15 protein-coding genes and 5 tRNA genes are annotated in these 19557 nt (G+C 50.0%); 10 read left to right on the forward strand and 10 right to left on the reverse strand.

Annotated features, from left to right (window positions below; translation table 11 throughout):
* Positions 1-581: 581 nt before the first annotated feature.
* The 3 genes from B7991_RS10570 to B7991_RS10580 form a co-directional block, all read right to left on the reverse strand.
* The gene (locus B7991_RS10570; protein ID WP_088630799.1) at positions 582-1655 is read right to left on the reverse strand and encodes a radical SAM protein; all 1074 of its coding nucleotides are present in this window, start codon (positions 1653-1655) and stop codon (positions 582-584) included.
* Positions 1656-2504, reverse strand: a complete 849-nt coding sequence (locus B7991_RS10575; RefSeq protein WP_088630800.1) for a hypothetical protein — start codon at positions 2502-2504, stop codon at positions 1656-1658.
* Between the two features lie 149 nt (positions 2505-2653).
* On the reverse strand, positions 2654-5104 hold the full coding sequence (locus tag B7991_RS10580; protein ID WP_254917944.1) for a DEAD/DEAH box helicase: 2451 nt from the start codon (positions 5102-5104) through the stop codon (positions 2654-2656).
* Between the two features lie 274 nt (positions 5105-5378).
* Here B7991_RS10580 and B7991_RS10585 point away from each other — a divergent pair.
* A tRNA-Ser gene (locus B7991_RS10585) sits at positions 5379-5463 on the forward strand.
* Positions 5464-6187: 724 nt separating this feature from the next.
* Here the strand turns inward: B7991_RS10585 and B7991_RS10590 are convergent.
* The 3 genes from B7991_RS10590 to B7991_RS10600 form a co-directional block, all read right to left on the reverse strand.
* Positions 6188-6260: transfer RNA gene (locus B7991_RS10590), tRNA-Glu, on the reverse strand.
* Between the two features lie 152 nt (positions 6261-6412).
* Positions 6413-6485 (reverse strand) — tRNA-Glu (locus tag B7991_RS10595).
* A gap of 152 nt (positions 6486-6637) precedes the next feature.
* Positions 6638-6710 (reverse strand) — tRNA-Glu (locus B7991_RS10600).
* Between the two features lie 193 nt (positions 6711-6903).
* Here B7991_RS10600 and B7991_RS10605 point away from each other — a divergent pair.
* From B7991_RS10605 to rpmB, 5 genes are all read left to right on the forward strand, one after another.
* Positions 6904-8352 carry an ABC transporter ATP-binding protein gene (locus B7991_RS10605; RefSeq protein ID WP_254917945.1) on the forward strand — a complete coding sequence of 483 codons (1449 nt, stop codon included), beginning with the start codon at positions 6904-6906 and terminating at the stop codon, positions 8350-8352.
* Positions 8345-8956, forward strand: coding sequence for an isoprenylcysteine carboxylmethyltransferase family protein (locus B7991_RS10610; protein ID WP_088630802.1), 612 nt, complete (start codon positions 8345-8347; stop codon positions 8954-8956). The genes B7991_RS10605 and B7991_RS10610 overlap by 8 nt, the downstream gene beginning before the upstream one ends.
* Entirely contained in the window at positions 8949-10127 is a 1179-nt protein-coding gene (locus B7991_RS10615) for a 3-deoxy-D-manno-octulosonic acid transferase (protein WP_088630803.1), read from the forward strand. Before B7991_RS10610 ends, B7991_RS10615 begins: the two co-directional genes overlap by 8 nt.
* Positions 10128-10154: 27 nt before the next feature.
* Positions 10155-11087, forward strand: a complete 933-nt coding sequence (ispH, locus tag B7991_RS10620; protein WP_088630804.1) for a 4-hydroxy-3-methylbut-2-enyl diphosphate reductase — start codon at positions 10155-10157, stop codon at positions 11085-11087.
* Between the two features lie 66 nt (positions 11088-11153).
* Positions 11154-11375 carry a 50S ribosomal protein L28 gene (gene rpmB, locus B7991_RS10625; protein WP_014546602.1) on the forward strand — a complete coding sequence of 74 codons (222 nt, stop codon included), beginning with the start codon at positions 11154-11156 and terminating at the stop codon, positions 11373-11375.
* A 351-nt stretch (positions 11376-11726) separates the two neighbouring features.
* Here the strand turns inward: rpmB and B7991_RS10630 are convergent, their stop codons facing one another.
* The gene (locus tag B7991_RS10630) at positions 11727-12374 is read right to left on the reverse strand and encodes a PolC-type DNA polymerase III (protein ID WP_088630805.1); all 648 of its coding nucleotides are present in this window, start codon (positions 12372-12374) and stop codon (positions 11727-11729) included.
* Complete coding sequence (locus B7991_RS10635; protein WP_235003047.1) at positions 12371-12901, reverse strand: lysophospholipid acyltransferase family protein; 531 nt, start codon at positions 12899-12901, stop codon at positions 12371-12373. The genes B7991_RS10630 and B7991_RS10635 overlap by 4 nt, the downstream gene beginning before the upstream one ends.
* Before the next feature lie 99 nt (positions 12902-13000).
* Here B7991_RS10635 and B7991_RS10640 point away from each other — a divergent pair.
* Positions 13001-13073: transfer RNA gene (locus B7991_RS10640), tRNA-Cys, on the forward strand.
* Between the two features lie 174 nt (positions 13074-13247).
* On the opposite strand, the gene B7991_RS10645 is transcribed toward B7991_RS10640, so the two are convergent.
* Complete coding sequence (locus B7991_RS10645) at positions 13248-13901, reverse strand: hypothetical protein (RefSeq protein ID WP_088630806.1); 654 nt, start codon at positions 13899-13901, stop codon at positions 13248-13250.
* Between the two features lie 149 nt (positions 13902-14050).
* Between B7991_RS10645 and B7991_RS10650 the strand changes: the two genes are divergently transcribed.
* Positions 14051-14713 (forward strand): DNA alkylation repair protein, encoded by a 663-nt coding sequence (locus tag B7991_RS10650; protein WP_088630912.1) that lies wholly within the window; start codon positions 14051-14053, stop codon positions 14711-14713.
* A 416-nt stretch (positions 14714-15129) separates the two neighbouring features.
* Here B7991_RS10650 and B7991_RS10655 read toward each other — a convergent pair whose 3' ends face one another.
* Positions 15130-16164: a radical SAM protein gene (locus tag B7991_RS10655; RefSeq protein WP_088630807.1), complete on the reverse strand. Its 1035-nt coding sequence runs from the start codon at positions 16162-16164 to the stop codon at positions 15130-15132.
* Positions 16165-16561: 397 nt separating this feature from the next.
* Here B7991_RS10655 and B7991_RS10660 point away from each other — a divergent pair, with 397 nt between their 5' ends.
* The gene (locus tag B7991_RS10660; RefSeq protein WP_088630808.1) at positions 16562-18004 is read left to right on the forward strand and encodes an esterase; all 1443 of its coding nucleotides are present in this window, start codon (positions 16562-16564) and stop codon (positions 18002-18004) included.
* Between the two features lie 103 nt (positions 18005-18107).
* The gene (locus B7991_RS10665; RefSeq protein ID WP_088630809.1) at positions 18108-19547 is read left to right on the forward strand and encodes an ATP-binding cassette domain-containing protein; all 1440 of its coding nucleotides are present in this window, start codon (positions 18108-18110) and stop codon (positions 19545-19547) included.
* The last annotated feature ends 10 nt before the right edge of the window (positions 19548-19557 follow it).

Below are 19557 nucleotides of genomic sequence, written 5' to 3' on the forward strand. Positions count from 1 at the left end.
CGCTGGATTCACGCCCCGCCTGACGCAACACGTCGGGCGGGGCTTTTTCTTTTTTGTGCCGCCCGCCGCTTCCACGAATCGCGCAGGCGCTCCCGCGAATCCCGTGGTGCACTGCCATACCGGACTTGTGCAGGGACGGCATCGGCTTACACATCTCGTTACTGACTTATCTAATCATTTTTCTATGTTGTTTGTGTTTCTTTGTCCGCATGCCGGTCGCGCTGGAAACCGCGCCGTTATGCGGACCTGCAATATTTGCACCTTGAATATTCCAACCTGGCACATTGATAAAAAGTCCATAAAAATAGCCAAAAAGTATGTTCCCCGAGCTTGTAGTAATTGTAGTTTAAGAATGTAGGCAGGCGATGTCGCAGGCCTCGGGGTAAAAAAGGAGTCCACTATGGAAAACAAAGAGAATGAGATCAGGAAGCTGGGTCCCATTGTCGAGACTGTTTGGGGCGTGCTCCTGCTTGTGCTGAGCTGCGCGCTGATCGTCTTCGCCGCCTAGTCCTTGATCACGAAAAAAGAAAGTCCGTCTGTGTTGGAGACGGACTTCTTTTATTTTGGAAGAAAAATATGTCTTACTGTTTTTGAGCTAGGACATCAGAAAGCTTTGCAATACTCTCTTTTGCGCGTATTATGGCCGCAATGCTTTTTTCGTTGTCCCGTAAAACCTTGACCGCGTTCTTGTTGTTTGTCAGAGCGCTACAGATTTCACAGACTCCGCAAAAGCTTTTGTTGAATTTGATATTGCTATGCTCTTCGACAAATTGACAGAGCTTTAGAGGGCCCAACTCATGGATTGCATTGAGTAGAACGTCTTTGCTTGCTCTGTTCAGGATTGTCTTGATTTTCTCCTTATTTGTATCTCCGAGATCCAAGATTGCGTTGTTGTCCGACGGAATGCCGCAACAAGCCCATACGTGTCCCAGCGGTGAAACAACCGGGTCGCTGACCGCCCATGGGCAGCAGCAGGCCAAATTCTCCTGATTTTCGATTGTGTCGAATTTCTCGCTATCGAGCGATGCGGCACGACCGCTTTTTTGTAGCGTGTTTTCGTAAATCTGATATAGGGTTTCTTTTCCTGGCTCCTTTATCTCGTTGTCTTCAGGTCCGTTTGAGACCGCAACTTCGATTTTTTCGCCTAAAAATTCCTGGATGTATGCTGGGACGATTTTGTCGTTATTCCCATGGCTATTAGCCAGAATGACGGATTCAAAACCAGCGCCTTTGCAGGCTTGCCAAGCATTGCGGATGTTTTCCAGTGGGACAAATGGCTCGTGGTAGTCATCAACGCTGAAATTGATTTCGGTGAGCCCGACACTGCGGAATTTCTCAATATAGCGTTGTGCTCGTTCTAAGCTGGTTGCCCAGAAGGCGTTCGTGACAAGCCTAGTCTTTAGGAAGTTTAGCGTACAATAGCGGATGGTGCGGACTAGATCTTCACCGAGCAAAGTCGATTCGCCACCCGTAAATACGATCATCTTGACATCGTATTCTTTTACAACTTGATCAATGCATTTCTGCATTTGTTCAAATTGAAGCTTGTTTTTTTTATTTGGGGTACAATTCATCAAACAGTGGGAGCACCTTGCGGTACACCCATCTGTTGTCACGAAGCTAAATACCCCGCTTTTTAACGGAGTAATCTTCATTTATTTTTTTGCTTTCTTTGTTGCTTTGGGTTCGGCTCTTTTGGCGGCCTTTATCAGGTTCTTAAGCTGCTTTTCTGCATTGGCGGCAGCCTTCTTTTCGGCCTTGGTGGCGTTCTTGGGGAGCGCCTTGCGGATGCGCTGGACCTCTTCAAGCTGAAGTTCCAAATTGCCTCTTACATTGATTTCCGGAATGATCTTCGGCTTAATGCGAGATATGGATTCCGGCTTGACAAGGATATCTACCTTTGGCTTGATTTCCGGCTTGACGAGAATATCTACCTTCGGCTTGATCAAGACCTTTGGTTTGATGCGTGAAATCGATTCCGGCTTAACGAGAGGCTTGACTGGATCTGGGCCGGGCGGAATCGGTTTAACCGTCGGTCTTGGAATAATAGGCGGTTTCGGATTGATAGGCGGCCTTGGAATAATGGGCGGTCTTTGGATAATGGGGGTAACAGGGACGACTGTTGTAATTGGCTTGATGGGAATTTTGGGCCTTACTTTTATGTCTGCTTTTACTGCCGGAATGACGGGTTTCAAAACTTCTGCGGGTTCAAAGTTACCCGGTATAAGTTTGCCAATTTCAACAAGAACGTTTTGCTGAAGAATTTCGTTATTGACCAATGATTCGGCGAGTGCTGCAGAAAGGCCTGCGCGCTTTGTTGCGGGAATGCCTTCCAACAGGTCGCCGATAGAAATATCTTTCTTCTTATCGTCTTTGGCGACGATATCGTCAAGATCGAGTGCTTTGAGCACGTCTTTCGGGCTAGCGACAATTTCTTTTTTCAGACTTGTCGTGATATCTTTAATGATATCCTTTGTTTGAACTTTCTTTTTAGTTGTAGCCATTTTTTTCTCCTTAGGGATTGTATATAATCAGGTATATATAACAGTGGAGAAAAAAGCAAATCATGAAATATTTTTTACAAACTTTGTTTTTAAGAATAAAAAAACGGAATTCGTTCTGAATTCCGTTAAGTTGTTTGTTTTAATTTGGCTTAGACTCTACCGAAACGGCGCGTCTTGCGGAACGGCTTATCACCAAAGCTGCGCTCGTCGCGGTCTTTGCGGAAAGGCTTGTCTTCGAACTTGCCGGGCTTGCGGTCAGCGAATTGGCGCTCGCGGCGTGCCTTGCGGTTTTCGAAAGGCTTGTCCCCAAAGCGTTCACCGCCTTCGCGATTTTTGCGGAATCCGCCACGACGTTCATCGTCGTGGAATCCTCCCTTGCGGTCGCGATGGAAACTGCGGCGTTCTTCGCGGCTAGCGTGCGGTCTTGTTCCCGGTGCGGGGCCCTCGGGCGGTTCGTCGGTCATCACGCGGAAGCGGGCGTCGTTACCGCGGATTGTCATTTCGGACAAGATGTCGAGAACGTCTTGCGGAAGCGTGTTCGGGAGTTCAACGGTACTGAATTTGTCAAAGAGCTTGATACGGCCGATGTTGCTGCTGTTGATGTTTGCTTCGCCAGCGATTGCTCCCACGATGTCGCGCGGGGTAACGTGGTCAATGCGGCCGACGCCAAGATAGTAGCGCAAGAAGCCTTCTTCGACGCCGTTCAAGCCTTCCTTGCGTTCCTTACGCATGCGCTTCTGTTCTTCGCTATTGAGGCCGAAATCTTCGCCGTTGCCGAGGAAGTCTCTGCCGCTGCGGACCTTTTCGCGACGATCCTTCGGAGCTTCGAGCGGCGGGAGGTTCGGGAAGAGCGGCTGCTTTTTCTGGTACATCTTGATGACTGCTGCTGCGATGTCTTCGGCGGTCATTTCGTTGACGGAGCCATCTTCAAGGGCAACGCCATCCTTCATGTTGCAGCCTTCTGCGGCGAGTGCGCGGACGAGTTCCTTGAACTGGTCGAGTTCACCGTAGCTTACAACGCTCTTGACTTTAGCCTTGAATGCTTCGACGCGCTTCTTGCTGATTTGTTCGGAGGTCGGCATTTCCATCACGTCAATCGGCTGGCGCGTAGCTTTTTCGATGGTCTTGAGCATGCGCTTTTCACGTGGCGTGATGAACAAGATGGCGTTACCGCTGCGGCCTGCACGGCCTGTACGGCCAATGCGGTGCACGTAGGATTCGGTGTCGTACGGAATGTCATAGTTCACAACGAGCGAAATTCGGTCCACGTCAATACCGCGGGCGGCGACGTCTGTTGCGACGACGATGTCGAGCTTGCCCATCTTGAGGCGGTTGATGGTGCGTTCGCGCATGGACTGGGCGAGGTCGCCGTTGAGCGGAGCCACGTTGAATCCGCGGCTTTCGAGCTTTTCGGCCACTTCGGTGGTGTTCTGCTTGGTGCGCACGAAAATGAGTACGCCGTCAAATTCTTCGCCTTCGAGCACGCGGGCGAGCGCTTCGATCTTGTGTTCGTTTTTCACGAGCAAGTAGCGCTGGCAAATATTTTCGACCGTGGTCGTCTTGCCTTCGATGCGGGCTTCTTCGTATTCGCCCAAGTGTTGGTCGATAATCTTCTTGACGCTGTCCGGCATGGTGGCGCTAAATAGGGCGCGCTGGGCGTCGGCGGGGATTTCCTTGAGGATGGTTTCCACGTCTTCCATAAAGCCCATGTCGAGCATTTCGTCAGCTTCGTCGAGGACGATTGCCTTGACCGCTCCGAGCGAAATAGAACCGCGCTTGATATGGTCTATCAAACGGCCCGGTGTGGCAACGACGATGCTTGCCTTGCGCTTGAGGGCGCGCAACTGGATAGCGATATCCTGACCGCCATAGACTGGGACAACCGTCACGTTTTGCATCTTGACGGCGTATTGCTGGATGGCATCTGAAACCTGGATCGCAAGTTCGCGTGTCGGCGTGAGCACGAGCATGGACGTTTCGCGTCCGTTGAAGTTGATGCGCGAAAGGAGCGGAAGCGAGAATGCTGCCGTCTTGCCGGTACCTGTCTGTGCTGTTCCGAGAAGGTTTGCGCCCTGCAAAAGTGCCGGGATGGCCTTAGCCTGAATGGGCGAGGGCGTTTCGTAGCCGGCGAGCTTGACCGCTTCAAGAACTTCCGGAGAGAGACCGAGATCGTCAAACGTCACCAATGATTCGTCGCCGACATCTTCTTCGTCTGCGGAGTCTTCATTTAAGTTTGCCGAGCTTGTCGAAGCTACAGAAACTTCATCAGCGGTTGTGTCATGCCTGGCTTCTGTCACCCCGGATTTATTCCGGGGGGGCATCTCCTTTTCAATATCACTTGTCACATCGTCATCGTCGATAAATTCGATTTTTTCGCCTTTCTTAATCTTGGAATTTGCGCCAGATTCCAGAACCTCGCCGTTGTCGTCAACGACAATGCCATCCGGATTTGCTGCAAAGAATGCGGCTTCGTCTGCCTGGTCTTCGTCTGCTCCGCCTGCGATGGCGTTCAAGAACGCATCCGCTTCGAGCTGCAATTTAGAGTTGTCGTTATTTTCCGGAACGTCGATTTCCGGGCCGCAAGAAATATCTTCTGCCATAAGTCACCTTCGGGATCCGTAAACTTCATCTGCAGCACATGCCGCGTCATCACTTTGCTCGAATCGAGCATTCAATAAGCCCCGAAGTGCACTCGCACTTATAAACCTGAAGTCTGTTGGGTCCCCTTAATTTTGCGCCAAATGTAGAAAATAAAGGTTTGAAATCAAAGGTTTTTAGAACCGCTGGTGATGAAGTAATAAAAAAGAATGTTGCCGCCGCGCCGGAATTTTTCATAGACAGTTTAAATGAATTATACTATATTATGCAAACCTCGGAGAGATGCCAGAGTGGTCGAATGGGCCGGTCTCGAAATCCGGAGTCTGTCACAGGACCGAGGGTTCGAATCCCTCTCTCTCCTTTGAAACAAAAAGCGAAGCCGCAAGGCTTCGCTTTTTGTTTCAAGTGAAATAATGGTGGATGAGAACCCTCGCAGAGGGTTTGATTGACCGCGCGAGAGCGAAGCGAACACAGCGCGGTCAAGGATTACGGCCTCCGGCCGTAACCCGGAGGGCGGCGAAGGAACAGAATGTGACTGAGCCGTCCCATCCCTCTCTCTCCTTGAGAGAGGGCAAAGTGAAAAAAAATGAGCTCTCCAACCCCTTAAGAAACGTCAAATTTTCCATAAATTGGTAATTTTTAGCACTTCTGTGGTCAAAAAATGAATTTTTGTAATAAAAATGTATTCTTTTCTAAAAAATATGCTATATTTATTTACGTGAACGTATCAGAGGGGAGCTTTGATTTGTTTGCGCAATTCCAAGCGCCCTTCTAAGAATTTAACGAAATAAACTGAGACAATAGGAACCGTAAGGAACGGTTTTGGTGTATTAGGAGTTTATTCAGAAGTCTCTCATTCCAACTCGTAAAATACTGTCGCCCTCCTATCGAGGGCGACTTCCCGTTTATAGAGCTCGCGGCATTTCACGGTTACAAAAAAGGCCAACCTTACGGTTGACTTTTTTATACCGCTTTGGGCGGTTACAAAAAAAGACCGACTTTTCAGTCGATCTTTTTTATACCCTATGTCGCGGTTTGCTCGTGGGTAACGAAAAAGGCTTGCTAAGAAGCAAGCCTTTTTCTTATACCCCCAAGCGGTTTCGAACCGCTGTTGCGGGAATGAAAATCCCGAGTCCTGGGCCACTAGACGATAGGGGCGTTTTGTGTGAGGACAAATATAGGATTTTATTGAATAATGTCAAGGGTGGGTTGATAATTTTTTTTGAGGGTGCGGGATCTTTTTATACCCTTTGTCGCGGTTTGCTCGAGGGTAACGAAAAAGGCTTGCTAAGAAGCAAGCCTTTTCCTTATACCCCCAAGCGGTTTCGAACCGCTGTTGCGGGAATGAAAATCCCGAGTCCTGGGCCACTAGACGATAGGGGCGTTTTGTGTGAGGACAAATATAGGATTTTATTGAATAATGTCAAGGGTGGGTTGATAATTTTTTTTGAGGGTGCGGGATCTTTTTATACCCTTTGTCGCGGTTTGCTCGAGGGTAACGAAAAAGGCTTGCTAAGAAGCAAGCCTTTTCCTTATACCCCCAAGCGGTTTCGAACCGCTGTTGCGGGAATGAAAATCCCGAGTCCTGGGCCACTAGACGATAGGGGCGTTTTGTGTGCGCCAAATATAGATGTTTATAGAAAATTGTCAAGGGTTTTTGTTTGATTTTTTTATTTTTTCTCTCGTGATTCTGAAAAAAAGGCTAAAAAAGATACTTTGGCGAGGTGTTTTGCGCTTTTTGCCGGTGGCTTTGCTCGCGAGTGCCGCCGACGCGGCGTTGCTTTGGGGCATTCGGTCGTTTATGGATATTCTCCAGGGCAAGCCGATTTTCTCGCTTACGCAATGGCTAGTATTGATGGTTGTCCTTACGGCGCTTCGCTTTGCTTTTTTCGTTTGGAAGTTGAGCATTTCTGAAAAATGGCTTTTTGGCGCGGGCTCCCTTGTTTCTGCATGGTTCCTGCATACGCTCCGCTCGCTTTCTCCGCGAGTGTTCCATACGCCGGAGGGCGAATCAAAAGTTGAGTCCGCATATGAATCGACTGTTGTTTTGCAATCGAACGGCGGCGTGTTTTTCCAGGGTGTTCAGGCTGTGCTCCAGCTTTTGGTCTTTTTACCGGTGCTGTTTTACATCTCATGGCCACTAACGCTGTTCTTGTTTGTTGTTGTGGTTCCGCTCGTGGGCTGGATGCAACGCCGTTTGCATAAAATGGGGCCTGCCGAAGAAAACCTATTGACGGAACGTTCTGGTTTTCGCGGCTCGCTTTACCTTGCTCGTAAGCTATTTCGCCGTTGGAGTTCCCGCTTTGAACGCAAGGAAGTCTCAAATGACTTGATTACGCAAGTGCGCAATCTTAGGGACGATGGTCTTGATGTCTCGCTCCGCAAGGGTGTGCTTTCGCTGATTACGGAAACGGTGTCGGTTCTGGCGATGGTCTTTGTGCTTGCATTCTGCGCTCTCCTGATTTCGAAAGGTTGGATGGACGGAACGGGTCTTGTGCTTTACTGCTCGGCGGTTCTCCTTTGTTACAAACCTGTGAAAGAGTGTGCCCGCGTGATGCCGCAGGCAAGGTCTGCGATGAGTGCGCTTCGCGTTTTGGAAAAGTTCGAGATGTTGCCTTCGAAAAAATCGGATTCTAGTTCTGCAGAAAAAACGTGTTCTCCAGATTCGGACTGCTTGCAAATTATGCATGGAGATTTTGCTTATGAAGGTGCGTTCGAAACGCTCTTTAGCAATTTTTCGCTTTGCTGGAATACTCAAAAGCCGGTACTTGTCCGTGGCCGAAATGGTGTCGGCAAATCGACGCTGTTGCGCTTGATTGCTGGGCTTGAAGAATGGGACTATGGAAAAATTTCAAGTTCGATTCCTCTGAAGAATAACGTATTTTTTGTTGCTCAAGATTTGGAATTGCCGCCAATTCACTTATTTAAAAAACTTCTTGCGCAAACGAATTCTACTGCGGTTGTCGGATTTGCCCATGCCGCGCGAGTGGACAAAATAATTGCCAAGGAGGGAATGTCGGGCGGAGAACGTGCGCGTGTCGCCTTGGCTTGGGCTCTTGCCTCAGATAGTTCCATGATTTTGCTCGATGAACCGTTTGCGTCTGTGGCGCTTGCGGACCGTGAATTGCTTTTGACGGCGTTCCTCGATACGTCGGATTTGCTTCACAAGTGGGTGGTTCTCGTAAGTCATGATGTCCTGTCTCATGAATTAGAACAACGTTTCAATGTCGTGGAGATGGGCAATGCCTAAGGCGGATTGTAAATTTTCTGCTTTTTTGTATCGCTATCGCGGATACATCTTGGGCATTATTGCTGTAGCTCTTGTTTGTGCGCCTCCGGGCGATGGAACCATAGGCCCCCTAATTGCAATCCCAATTTACGTTGTAAGTGCATTTTTACGAGTGCAGTCGCGGCGCTTTATTGGCGAACATACTCGTGGGCATGTCCATGCTGCCGATGAACTTGTGACTTGCGGTCCTTACGTTCACGTTCGTCATCCGCTTTACATATCAAATACGGGCTTAGCTCTTGGTGTCGCGTTTTTCCATTTAGGCGTGTCGCTTTGGGTGCTCGCGTTTATGGTTGTTGTAGTGGCTTTTGAAGTGGCGCTTTCGCGAATTGAAGACCGCTTCTTGGAACAGAAATTTGGCGATGTGTGGCGCGCGTGGGCTCGCAAAACTCCTGCTTTTGCTCCGCATCTGGGCTTGTGGGGTGGTTCTTCTTGTGATTCTGAACACGTTCCCGCGCAAAGAGCCTTTTGGCAGGCTTTTTTTGCCGATTCTTCGACATGGCTGTGGCTTTTCTTTTGTAATTTATTATTGATATTAAGGAAAGTGGCGGTTTTCTATGTTTAAGGTATTTGACATTGCGCGTGAGGCTCTCGGATCTGTAGCCAAAGCTGCAGCCAAGGTGCCTGTTATAGAAAATAAGTACCATGTGAACGCCCGTTTGCGAGGTCCGTGGCCTAAGGGACCTTTCCTTTGGATGCATGGCGCAAGTCTTGGCGAGTGCAAGATGCTTTTGAATTTGGCGAAGTGCCTTAAAGAAGACTTGCCGGATTGTCCGCGTCTTTTGCTTACGACGCAGAAAGTCGAAGTTGTTTCGTTTATTAAGGAGTCGGGGGTCGATGTGGTCGCTCACATTGCGCCTGTAGATGCTCCTGCAACGATGAAGTCGTTTATCTCGTCTGTGAAACCGCTAGGCCTGATTCTTGCCGAAAATGAACTTTGGCCGGGTTATCTTTCTTCGATGTTGCGTATTTCGACGAGGCCGCCAGTCGCTCTTGTTTCGGGACGTTTCCATCATGCGGTTCCTGGAATGGACTATGCCGCCATTGGCTTTGTGAGTATGCAGACAGGCTCGGACTTGTCTCGCTTTTTCAGTGTCTCGGCCCGTGCGAATAATTCGCGGATGATGATTGGCGGAGACTGGAAACTTTTGCCGTGGGTACGGTTGAACAAGGACGTTTCTGCTCCTGAAAATCCGACGGTTGATACGGTGTTTGTTTCGATGCACATCCAGGAAATGCCGAGTCTTGGTCGCATGATTTTGTCTTCGATCAAGCGTGGTGAATCTGTGGTGCTGATGCCGCGGCGCTTGTCTGAAGTGGCCGAATTCCGCAAGGCGCTCCAAAATCGGGAACTTGCTGTTGTCGATTGGCCGCAAGTGCAAAATGGCGCTGTGTCGATTGTGAGCGAGTTTGGCAAGACTAAAGAGGTGCTTGCTGTTTCTAAAACGGCGGTTGTTGGAGGATCGTTTGCACGTGGCCTTGGAGTCCACGATTTTTGGGAACCGCTCCAGAGCGGAGTTTCCACGTGTGTTGGCCCGTACGCCGAGGGGCAAAAAGAGGCGGTTGCAACGCTTGTACGTGAAGGCGTTATCGCCCAGCTGCAATCGGCGGATGAATATTCTAGGCGCAACAAGCCGGATATCCGCTTGGTTCGAACGTTCCTTGCTCATGAGAGTGCGAAGATTAGCGATTCTTATCAGCAGCTGCTCGTTTTCTTAAAGAATTTGTTAAAGTAACTGAAGTGTAATTTAATTAGGTGAATTATGAAAAAGATTGTTTTGGCGACGCCTCGTGGTTTTTGTGCCGGCGTGGATCGCGCTATTCATGTGGTTGAAAAGGCGATAGAAAAGTTCGGCACGCCGATATATGTCCGCCATGAAATTGTTCATAACAAGTTTGTTGTAGAAACGCTTAAAAGCAAGGGCGTTGTCTTTGTCGATGAACTCGACCAGGTACCGGAAGGTTCCGTGGTGATTTTCTCGGCGCATGGGGTTGCTGAACATATTTATGAAGAGGCTAAGGCCCGTAATTTGCAGGTGCTCGATGCGAGTTGCCCGCTGGTGCTCAAGGTGCATTTCAGTGCCAAGCGCCATTTCAATGCGGGGCGCCATATTATCTTGATTGGGCACGCTGGCCATGCCGAAGTGGAAGGTACGCTAGGACAGCTCCCGGAAGGCGCAATTACGCTTATTCGCAATGAAAAGGATGCTGAGACGGTCGAAGTGCCTACGGATAAGGAACTGGCCTATATCACGCAGACGACGCTTTCTGTGGCCGAAACCCGCAAGATTATCGAAGCCCTTAAGCGCCGTTTCCCGAATATCATCGGACCGGATGCGGGCGACCTCTGCTACGCGACGGGCAACCGTCAGGCGGCGGTGCTCGAACTGTGCTCCGTGGTGGACATGCTTTTGGTTGTCGGGGCCAAGAATTCTTCGAATTCGTCTCGTTTGATGGAGCTTGGACTGGAACAGGGCCTCCCGAGCCACCTGATTGCTGATGTCAATGATCTTGACTTGGCGTGGTTCGATGGCATAAATACGGTCGGAATTTCGAGCGGCGCGAGCGCACCGGAAGTGCTGGTTCAGGGTGTGGTCGACTGGCTGAAAGAAAAATTTGGGCCGGTTGAGGTCGAAAATCTTGTAAAATTAGTGGAAAATACGAAGTTTAACTTGCCAAAAGCATTGCAAGATTAACTTTAGCCTTGACAGTTCCAGAATTTTTAGCTAAAATTGCTGCCTGTAAAAACAACGGAGTTTAATATGAGCCGCATTTGTGAAGTTACCGGCAAGGCCGGTCTCGTGGGCAACATGGTTTCCCACTCTAACCGTAAGAAGTTGATGAAGCAGCTTCCGAACCTCCAGAAGAAGCGCTTCTACATTCCTGAAGAAGATCGCTGGGTCACGCTCCGCGTTAGCGCTGCTGGTCTCCGCACGATCAACAAGCTTGGTATCCAGGCTGTTGCTCAGGAACTCGGAATCTAATTTCTTAGATTAAAAGTTTAACGAAAGCCGCTATGCTTTGCATGGCGGTCTTTTGTGTATTTATTGATTGTATGCATTGTCATTCTGAGGGGGTAGCCCCGAAGAATCCAGTTAAGGTTGGCTTTGCTGATTCGTAATTGTGCAAAAAAAAATGCCCCGGCGTTTAGACCGGGGCTGACGAATTCTCTTTGTCAAGCCCTACTTGATAGGGCTTCTCCTTCTAGTTTTCTAAAAAAGGAGATTCCCTCCCCATACGCGGATCATGCTCACATAAGTGCTAAAGCACTAAGTGATCAAAGAGCTCGGTGGCGGGAATGACGAACGCATGTCGTTCGATGATGATGTTACTTCCTACTTTCTAATGAATTGCGGGATGCCTTTGTACTTGGCCATGGCCTGCATGATGCTGCCCATTTCCCATTCCTTCTCCTTGAGACGGCGACGGAGGAGGGCGACGAACACTTCCATGAGCATTTCGCAGTCGTACACGGAGCGGTGCATTTTTTCTTCGTCGATGGTCATCGAGATTTCACCGCGCTTCATGAACATGTTTGCCATGAAACCGAGCTTGTGGTTTGCGAGTTCCGGCATGATGGTCTTGGAAATGGCAAGGCTATCGACGACGGGATTGCCTGGCGTGAACTGCGGGTTCTGCTCGTAGGCGGTACGCAAGAAGCTGGCGTCGAAGTTTGCGTTGTGGGCGAGCAAGATGGAGCCCGGGCCGCAGAATGCGGTGAACTGCTTGAGAGCTTCGCCGACCGGCGGTGCGTTTTCGACCATTTTGTCGGTAATGTGGTTCACGTTCGTTGCTTCAGCGGGGATGAGCATGTTGGGCTTTACGAGCGTGTCAAATTCCGAGATGAGCTTCGGCACAACGCGTCCGTTTTTCACCTCGACAGTGAACTTTACGGCGCCGATTTCGATGATTTCGTCTTTACGGTTTACAAGACCAGTCGTTTCTAAGTCGAATGCGACAAATTTTGGAGGTAATGCAATCACGGCTGTGTTTCCTTATTTTGAATATTTTCGGGCAAAAGATACTTAATTTCGATGTCAATTGCTGTCAAAGGGAGAGGAATTATGAAATTATCCCACCCGTTTAAGCGAAAATGCTTGCCATACTTGATGCAAAAGAGCCATAGTGGGCGTCCACTTGCCTTTGATAGCCACAGGGAACCCGGTTTTACCTGGAGGGCGGGGCCGTGCGGGCCATCGAGCGCCATGCCGACAAAGCGGTCGTTCTTGAGCGATTTGAGTAGGTGGCGGACGTTTGTTGCTCCGTGTGTGTCGGAACCGCGGGTGACTTCGTAATGGAGCTGCCTGGCTGCTTGGGCGAAAAATTCACCGTCGTTTGATTCCGAGACGAGAATGTGGACGTTCTTGTCCTTGAAGGCGGCGGTGCTTGCAAGCAGGTCCTTGTGCCAGAGTCCGAGGATCCCCGGTCGGAAGTCGTCGGGCACGCGCAGGCGGATGCGGAGGCTCCTCATCCAGAGGGCGCCGAGCGTGGCGAGCAATTTTGTCTTCATTTGGGTGAAATTCACGGCTAAAAATTAAAAAAATTCACTTTTTTTGATTGGACCCCTTGTAAGGACGTCATAAAATACTTATATTGCGTCTGCAATTATGGCGACGTACCCAAGTTGGTAAGGGGCGAGTCTGCAAAACTCTTATTCGGCGGTTCGAGTCCGCCCGTTGCCTCTCAAAAGACCTTTCGTGAAAACGGAAGGTCTTTTTGTTTTCTCGAGGATTGCGGGAGGCGGGAACTGCGCACTCCATAAAAATGCCCGCGCATTGAATATGCACGGGTCATGAAAAATAACTGGATCCTTTCTCCCTTTGGTCGTCAGGATGACGGGGACGCGGGCTGAAAAGTTATTCTGCCGGAGGCGGTGGCGGAAGCGGATTCTTGCGGGGGCGGCCACGGGGGCGCTTGACCGGCATTTCTGCTGCGGCTTCCGGGTGCAAAGCCTTGTTCTTTGCCATGAGCGCTTCGCGGATCTTTTTCGCGCGTTCTTCGATGCGCTGGCGGGCGAGGTCGGCTGCGGACACAATGACGGTTTTCGGCTTGTCGCCAAGCTTTGCGCCGAACGAGCCCTTGAGGACGCGGCCTGAAGGCGGCTTGGGCGGTTCCGAGAGAACGCTCGTGAGCACGCGCTTCGGAGCTTCGACTGGGGCTGCTTTAGCGATGATTTTCTTGACTTCGGCGTCATCGGCCTTTGGAGCGGCGTTCGTGGCGATTTTCTTCAGGATGCTCTTGATTTCGGCATCGCTTTCGGCTTCACGCTGCTTTGCGTTTTCGGGTTTGTTGTACTTGGCCACGAGCGAATTGAACTTGGCGTTTTCGCTCTGTTCTTTGAGCTTCTGGCGTTCACGCTTGGACGGGCGCTTTGCGCCATTGTGCTTTTTGCCGATAAATTTTTTCTCTTTGCTTTCCGAGTTGCGGATGATTTCTTCGTCGGAAAGACCACGCAGTTCAGGCGGGACTTCAGTGATTTGAAGAGCCTCTTTTCTAGTGGAATCAGTCATGATTTCTGAGTCTTTAAGCGGTTTTGGCTTTGTCAAGGTTTTTTTTGCACTTTTTTTGCAAAAAATCTAGGGAAAAAATTAAAAAAATTTGAAAAAAATGTTTGTCAAGGTCTAGAAAAAAAATTCTTTATGGACTATTTTTGGTGTACATGCTTCGGTTTACACAAGAAATATCTCTCGCTCTGCGCTCTATCGCTAATGAAGAAGAAGCGCATGAAATGTCTAAGAAGGCTAGGGAGCAATTTGAATTCCTCGGAATCAGATTGGTTCCCCGTCGTGAAGTCACGTATCCAATCTTCGACAAGTACCCGCCAAAGGACGGGGATGAACTCGTGTCGAGGGTTGAGGACATGTGGGCTCAGCCGTATAGGGAATTCCAGTACGCGGCTTGTGACTACCTGTTCCGCCATCGTGCTCTTCTCGGTGGCCAGCACCTTAATTTTTTGAAAAAGCTCATCAAGACCAGAGCTTGGCGCGATACGGTCGATACCCTCGCTTCTTGCGTTCTGGGCGATTTGGCGCTCCGCTTGCCGGCGTTGCGTACGAAGATTGCCTCCTGGATCCGCGACCCGAACATCTGGGTACGCCGCAGTGCAATCATCTTCCAGGTGCAGTACAAGGACCGCACCGACTGGCCGCTCTTGCGTCAGTTCTGCCTCACTTGCGCCAAGGATGACGACTATTACATCCGCAATGGCATTGGTCGTGCACTTTCTGAATACGCACGCATCAACCCGACGGAAGTGCGTCGCTTTGTCCAAGACAACGCGTTTGCCGAACAGACCGCCCAGGAAATCCTGCGCCTTATCTAATCAGGGCGTTGGCGGGCTGCGAAATACGTAATGAAAATTGCGCAAAGCCTCGGCTTTTAAAGACTCTCGAAAGAGGGTCTTTTTTTTGTATTGTCATGCCCGCCTCTTTGTCATCCCGGACTCCGTTCCGGGAGGGCATCTCCCTTATTTACTTTTCTTTTCAGCCTTTCCCTTTTCCTTTAGCGGAAAGCTGAATTTGCCTTGAAGGACGCAACCTTTTGCCCCCGGGTCGCATTCCTGTTTGCGTTTTTCGCAGAATGTTTCGTTGAGGTATTTACATTCCCAGCTCATAAGAATCTCCTTCTTTAAGTGAGTTTGTCATGCCCCACGTTGATGGGGCATCTCCTTTAATTTAAACAAAAAATGGGCAAATAAGCCTATAATTTTGAGTGGGAATGGTCTAATTAAAATTCGCCTTAGTCAAAGTTTAGACTTCGGCGGTAAGGGGTGAAACCGGCGTTTTTGATGAAATTTTCGGCTTGCTCGATAGTCGTAAGCCCATGATTCTTAAGCACATTCTCTTCGATGACGATGCTGTTGATGTCGTCGGCGCCGGCGTGCAATCCGAGTTCCCCGAGCGAAAGTCCCATGCCAAGGAGCGAAACTTCGATGTGCGGGACGTTGTCGAGGTACAGGCGGCTGAGCGCGAGCAGCTTGAGGTATTCTTCGCCGCGTACATGGCGGATGGGGAATTTGTCGGTCTGCGGCTGGAATGTCCACACGACAAAACTCTTGAATCCGCCTGCGATGTCCTGCGTTTTGCGCACGTATTCCAAATGCTCGATGACTTCTTCGGCGGTTTCGGCACTGCCAATGACGATGTTTGCGCTGCCAGGGAGTCCCTTCTTGTGGCATGCTGCAAGCGTGTCGCACCACTGCTGTGCTGGGAGTTTCTTGGGACTCAAGATTTTACGCATGCGGTCAGAGAGAATCTCGGCGCCTGCGCCTGGAACGGAACTGAGGCCTGCATCCTTGAAAATGTCAAGCAGTTCGTCGAGCGTTATCCCGTTGAATTCCGCGATGCGGACAAGTTCAACCGGCGAGAATCCGCGCACCTTGACGCCCAATTCTTGTGTGAGCATTTTCAAAACGTCGGTGTAATAGCTGAGCGGAATTTCCTTGTTGACGCCACCCTGCAGAAAAATCTGGTCGGCGCCTTTGGCTTTGGCCTCGAGCGTCTTTTGACGGATTTCGTCTAAACTCAAAATGTACGCTTCGGGGTGCTTTGCGGGGCGGCAAAAACTGCAAAAACTGCAAGTCACTTCGCAAACGTTCGTGTAGTTTATGATGCGGAATGCGGTATAGCCCACGCCGTTACCTGGGAGCTTGGCCTTGCGTATAGTATCGGCGGCCTCGACGACTTCGGTCCACGGGACGTTTTTCAGAATTTCGAGCCCTTCTGCCGGTGAGAGGCGTTCTTGAGTGATTGCTTTATTTAACAAGGAATTCATCGTTGATGAAAAATAGCAAAGAAAAGCTTGCCTGCTTGTTTTTTTGCTTTTTTGTTCTCGTTTTTGCGAATTTCAACCTGTTTTTTGCAAAAATGTGCTACAAAAAAGTCTGAAATCTATATTTAGTAGCATGTTTTGAGCTTTTTTGCCTTCTTGGGGCCAGCGCGCTTTATTTATGGATTAATTGTCCATAGAACAACTATAGTTGCTTGTGATATGGTTCACATTTGGGGATATATTATGAATGGGTTTAGTTAGGTAGAATTCTGGTGTGTTCATGCTTGGTTTTGTGGAGCCACGCTGTTGTGTGGCGTATCTCCTTGCATGTATCAAATCAGTTTGGAGGACTTGTCCCTTCGGGATAAAGAGTTAGGAATGATACTAAAGGAGAACAGGTATGAATCATCTCAGTTTGAAGTGTGCTGCAATGGCGCTTGCTTTTGCGACATCTGCACAGGCCTTTACCGTTACGGGTAAGGTTAGCGACGAAAGCGGCAAGGCTATCGAAAAAGCCTCCGTAGAACTTCTTAAAAATGCTCTCAAGACAACGACTGATTCCAAGGGCGAATTTAAGATTTTCAAAGATGAAACGATTGGCCTGCATGCGGCTCGTCCGATGCTTGGCTACGTGAGTGTGATGAACGGCGTTTTGTCTTATTCCCAGAGCACAAATGAACCGGTGCGCATCCAGGTCTTTGACGCTGTGGGTTCCCGCGTCTTGAACGAGACCGTTTATGGCACGGGTACGCTTGACATGCAGTCTGTCGTGAAATCTCAGGGCTCTTATTTTGCACGCGTGAGTGTCGGTAGCGCTAAGAGCAATTTCCGCTTTACTTCCAATGGCAATTACGGGATTTCGTTTGGCGAAGCTGTGGCTCGCGGTCTCAAGAAAGAAGAATCTGGCGATGAACTTCGCGTGATTGCAACGGATTATGACACGTTGACGGTTGCGCTCAGCAACTTGGACACAAACGTCACTCTCAAGCTCAAGAAAACTGTCAAGGAACCGGAATACGCTTACGGTTGGGGACTCAAGAACGCTCCTGTGCCGACACGTGGTTGCGGCAAGGATACAAAGCTTGACTACAAGTATCGCGGTGATAAGCCGTATATCGAATTCAAGTGGAGCAAGGGTTCACGCACCGTGCGTCTCGACATCCCGAAGAACTACGACAAGAATAAACCGTACAAACTCATTTTCGGCATGCAGTGCATGGGCGGCTGGGCCGGTGGCGTGCAGGATGAAGGCTACTATGGCCTGAAACCGCTCGATACGGAAAATACCGCTATCTTCGTCGCTCCGGAAGGCAATGGAAACCAGGCCCCGTGGGGTCAGGATGACTACACGCTCTTCGATGAACTTCTTGCATACCTCGAAGGCAACTTCTGCATTGACTCTTCTCGCGTGTTCTCTACAGGCTTTAGCTATGGTTCCATGTTCTCTAACGGTCTTTCCTGGAACCATCAGGATGTGCTCCGCGCTGTTGCCGTGTACGAAACTGCTGAACGCAACATTTGGCTCCCGCAGCGCAAGCAGATGGGCATTGGCTGGATGGGCGTGCTCGGCTTGCAGGACAATCTCTGCACTCCGGCAATGGGTCGCTCTGCTCGCGATATCATCTTGGAACTCAACTCCGAAGGTGGCAAGGCCAAGAACGAGCGTGCTCAGGAATATGGTGGTAACGGCCCACATGTGTGCTATGACTACACGACTGTCGAAGAACGATTCCCGGTTCGCTGGTGTACGCAGAACGGTGGCCACATCTGGGACCACAAGGATCCAGGTTCGAACCAGTCTTGGGTGCCGAAGACGACTTGGGACTTCTTCAATAAGTTCTAATCTCTAAGAATCTTTCCTCCTCACTAAGCTCCCGGTTTCGGCCGGGAGTTTTTGCGTAGGAGAAAATTTGCCGTCCCGTTAGGCTTTTTCTATCTTTGGACACATGGAATTCAAGCGCTTTGAAGCTCTGATCGAGATGTTTCCGCAGGTGCAGATTTTCAGCACCGAGGGCGAAGATCTTGACCGAGTCATTACTCATTTTTTGAATCAACGTGAAAATGTCTCCACGATGTCGGAGGCGATGCAACGTAAAATCCAGCAGGCGTTGGCCCCGTTCTTCCAGCAGCGTTTTATCAGCTTGCATGATGCGGAAGCTCCGTTGGTGCGCAACCTGCTTTTGGACAAAAAGTTCTTTTTGCAGACGGATCGCTACATTGACGATATGGCGTGGCCGCTGACCGATCCGGAAAAGCTTGGCGAAGCTTTGAACATTGCTGACCTTGCCGAAGGAATTCTTGACCGCAAACTGCTGAGCCTCTCAAACGGCGAACTGCGCCGAGTGCTCTTGGCCCGCATGTGGATGGAAAAGCCGGAATGGGTTTATTTCAACGACTTGTTTGGTGGGCTCGATCCGGAATACCGTGCGCATTTGGCTGGCTGCGTGGCTGACCTTGCCAAACGTCCGGGCTTGAAAGTTGTGGTGCGCCTCGCTCGCGAAGATGAACTGCTCCCGGAAATTCCGGCGTTTGTTTATGCGGACAAGACGTTCACGCAGTATGCGGGTGAACTCCCGAAAGCCGCAGCTACCCCGAAGTTCAAAAAAGCTGAACTCAAGGATTACGAGATCGTCGACCTTCGTGGTGCGAAGGATAATAACAGTGTCATCCTGAGCGATGCACCGCAAGGTGCGCAGTCGAAGGATCCAGTGAATTCTAGTGCCGAGATTCTCTTCGATCTTAAGCACGTGAATGTTCGCTTTGGCGATACGCATGTGCTCAAGAATTTGAACTGGACGGTTCGCAAGGGGGAACATTGGGCCGTGATGGGCGAGAACGGTGCTGGCAAGAGCACGCTCCTCGGCATGCTTACCGCTGACCATCCGCAGATTTACAACAACGACATTACGCTCCTCGGTGAGCGCCCGGGGCATGGTCTCAATATCTGGGACCACAAGGCAAAACTCGGATTCTTCTCGCCGGAAATGGCTCTCCAGTACCGCGAAGATTTGAGCCTTCTGGATGTGCTTTGTACGGGCTTTACGCCGAACCTCTGCCGCGCCGAGAACATCACGTGGGAAGAAAAGGCAAAGGCTCGCGAATGGCTCACCTACTTGGGCTTTGAAGATACGTCGATTTCTATCCGTAAGATTTCGCCGATTGACAAGCGCCTGGTGCTGATGGCCCGTGCCGCCATTCGCCCGCCGAAAGTCCTTTTGCTTGACGAACCGACGCAAGGCCTCAAGGGCGAGTATCGCGAAAAGTTGTTCCACCTGTTGCAACTGCTTTCGACGGAAACGACAATCATTATGGTCAGCCATTACGAAGAAGAATGGCCGCCTTGCATGACGCATCTCCTCCGCATGCCGAAGTTTTCGCTGAATTAAACGAATGCAA

The sequence above is a fragment of the Fibrobacter sp. UWB3 genome (genome assembly GCF_002210405.1).
Taxonomy (GTDB): Bacteria; Fibrobacterota; Fibrobacteria; order Fibrobacterales; family Fibrobacteraceae; genus Fibrobacter.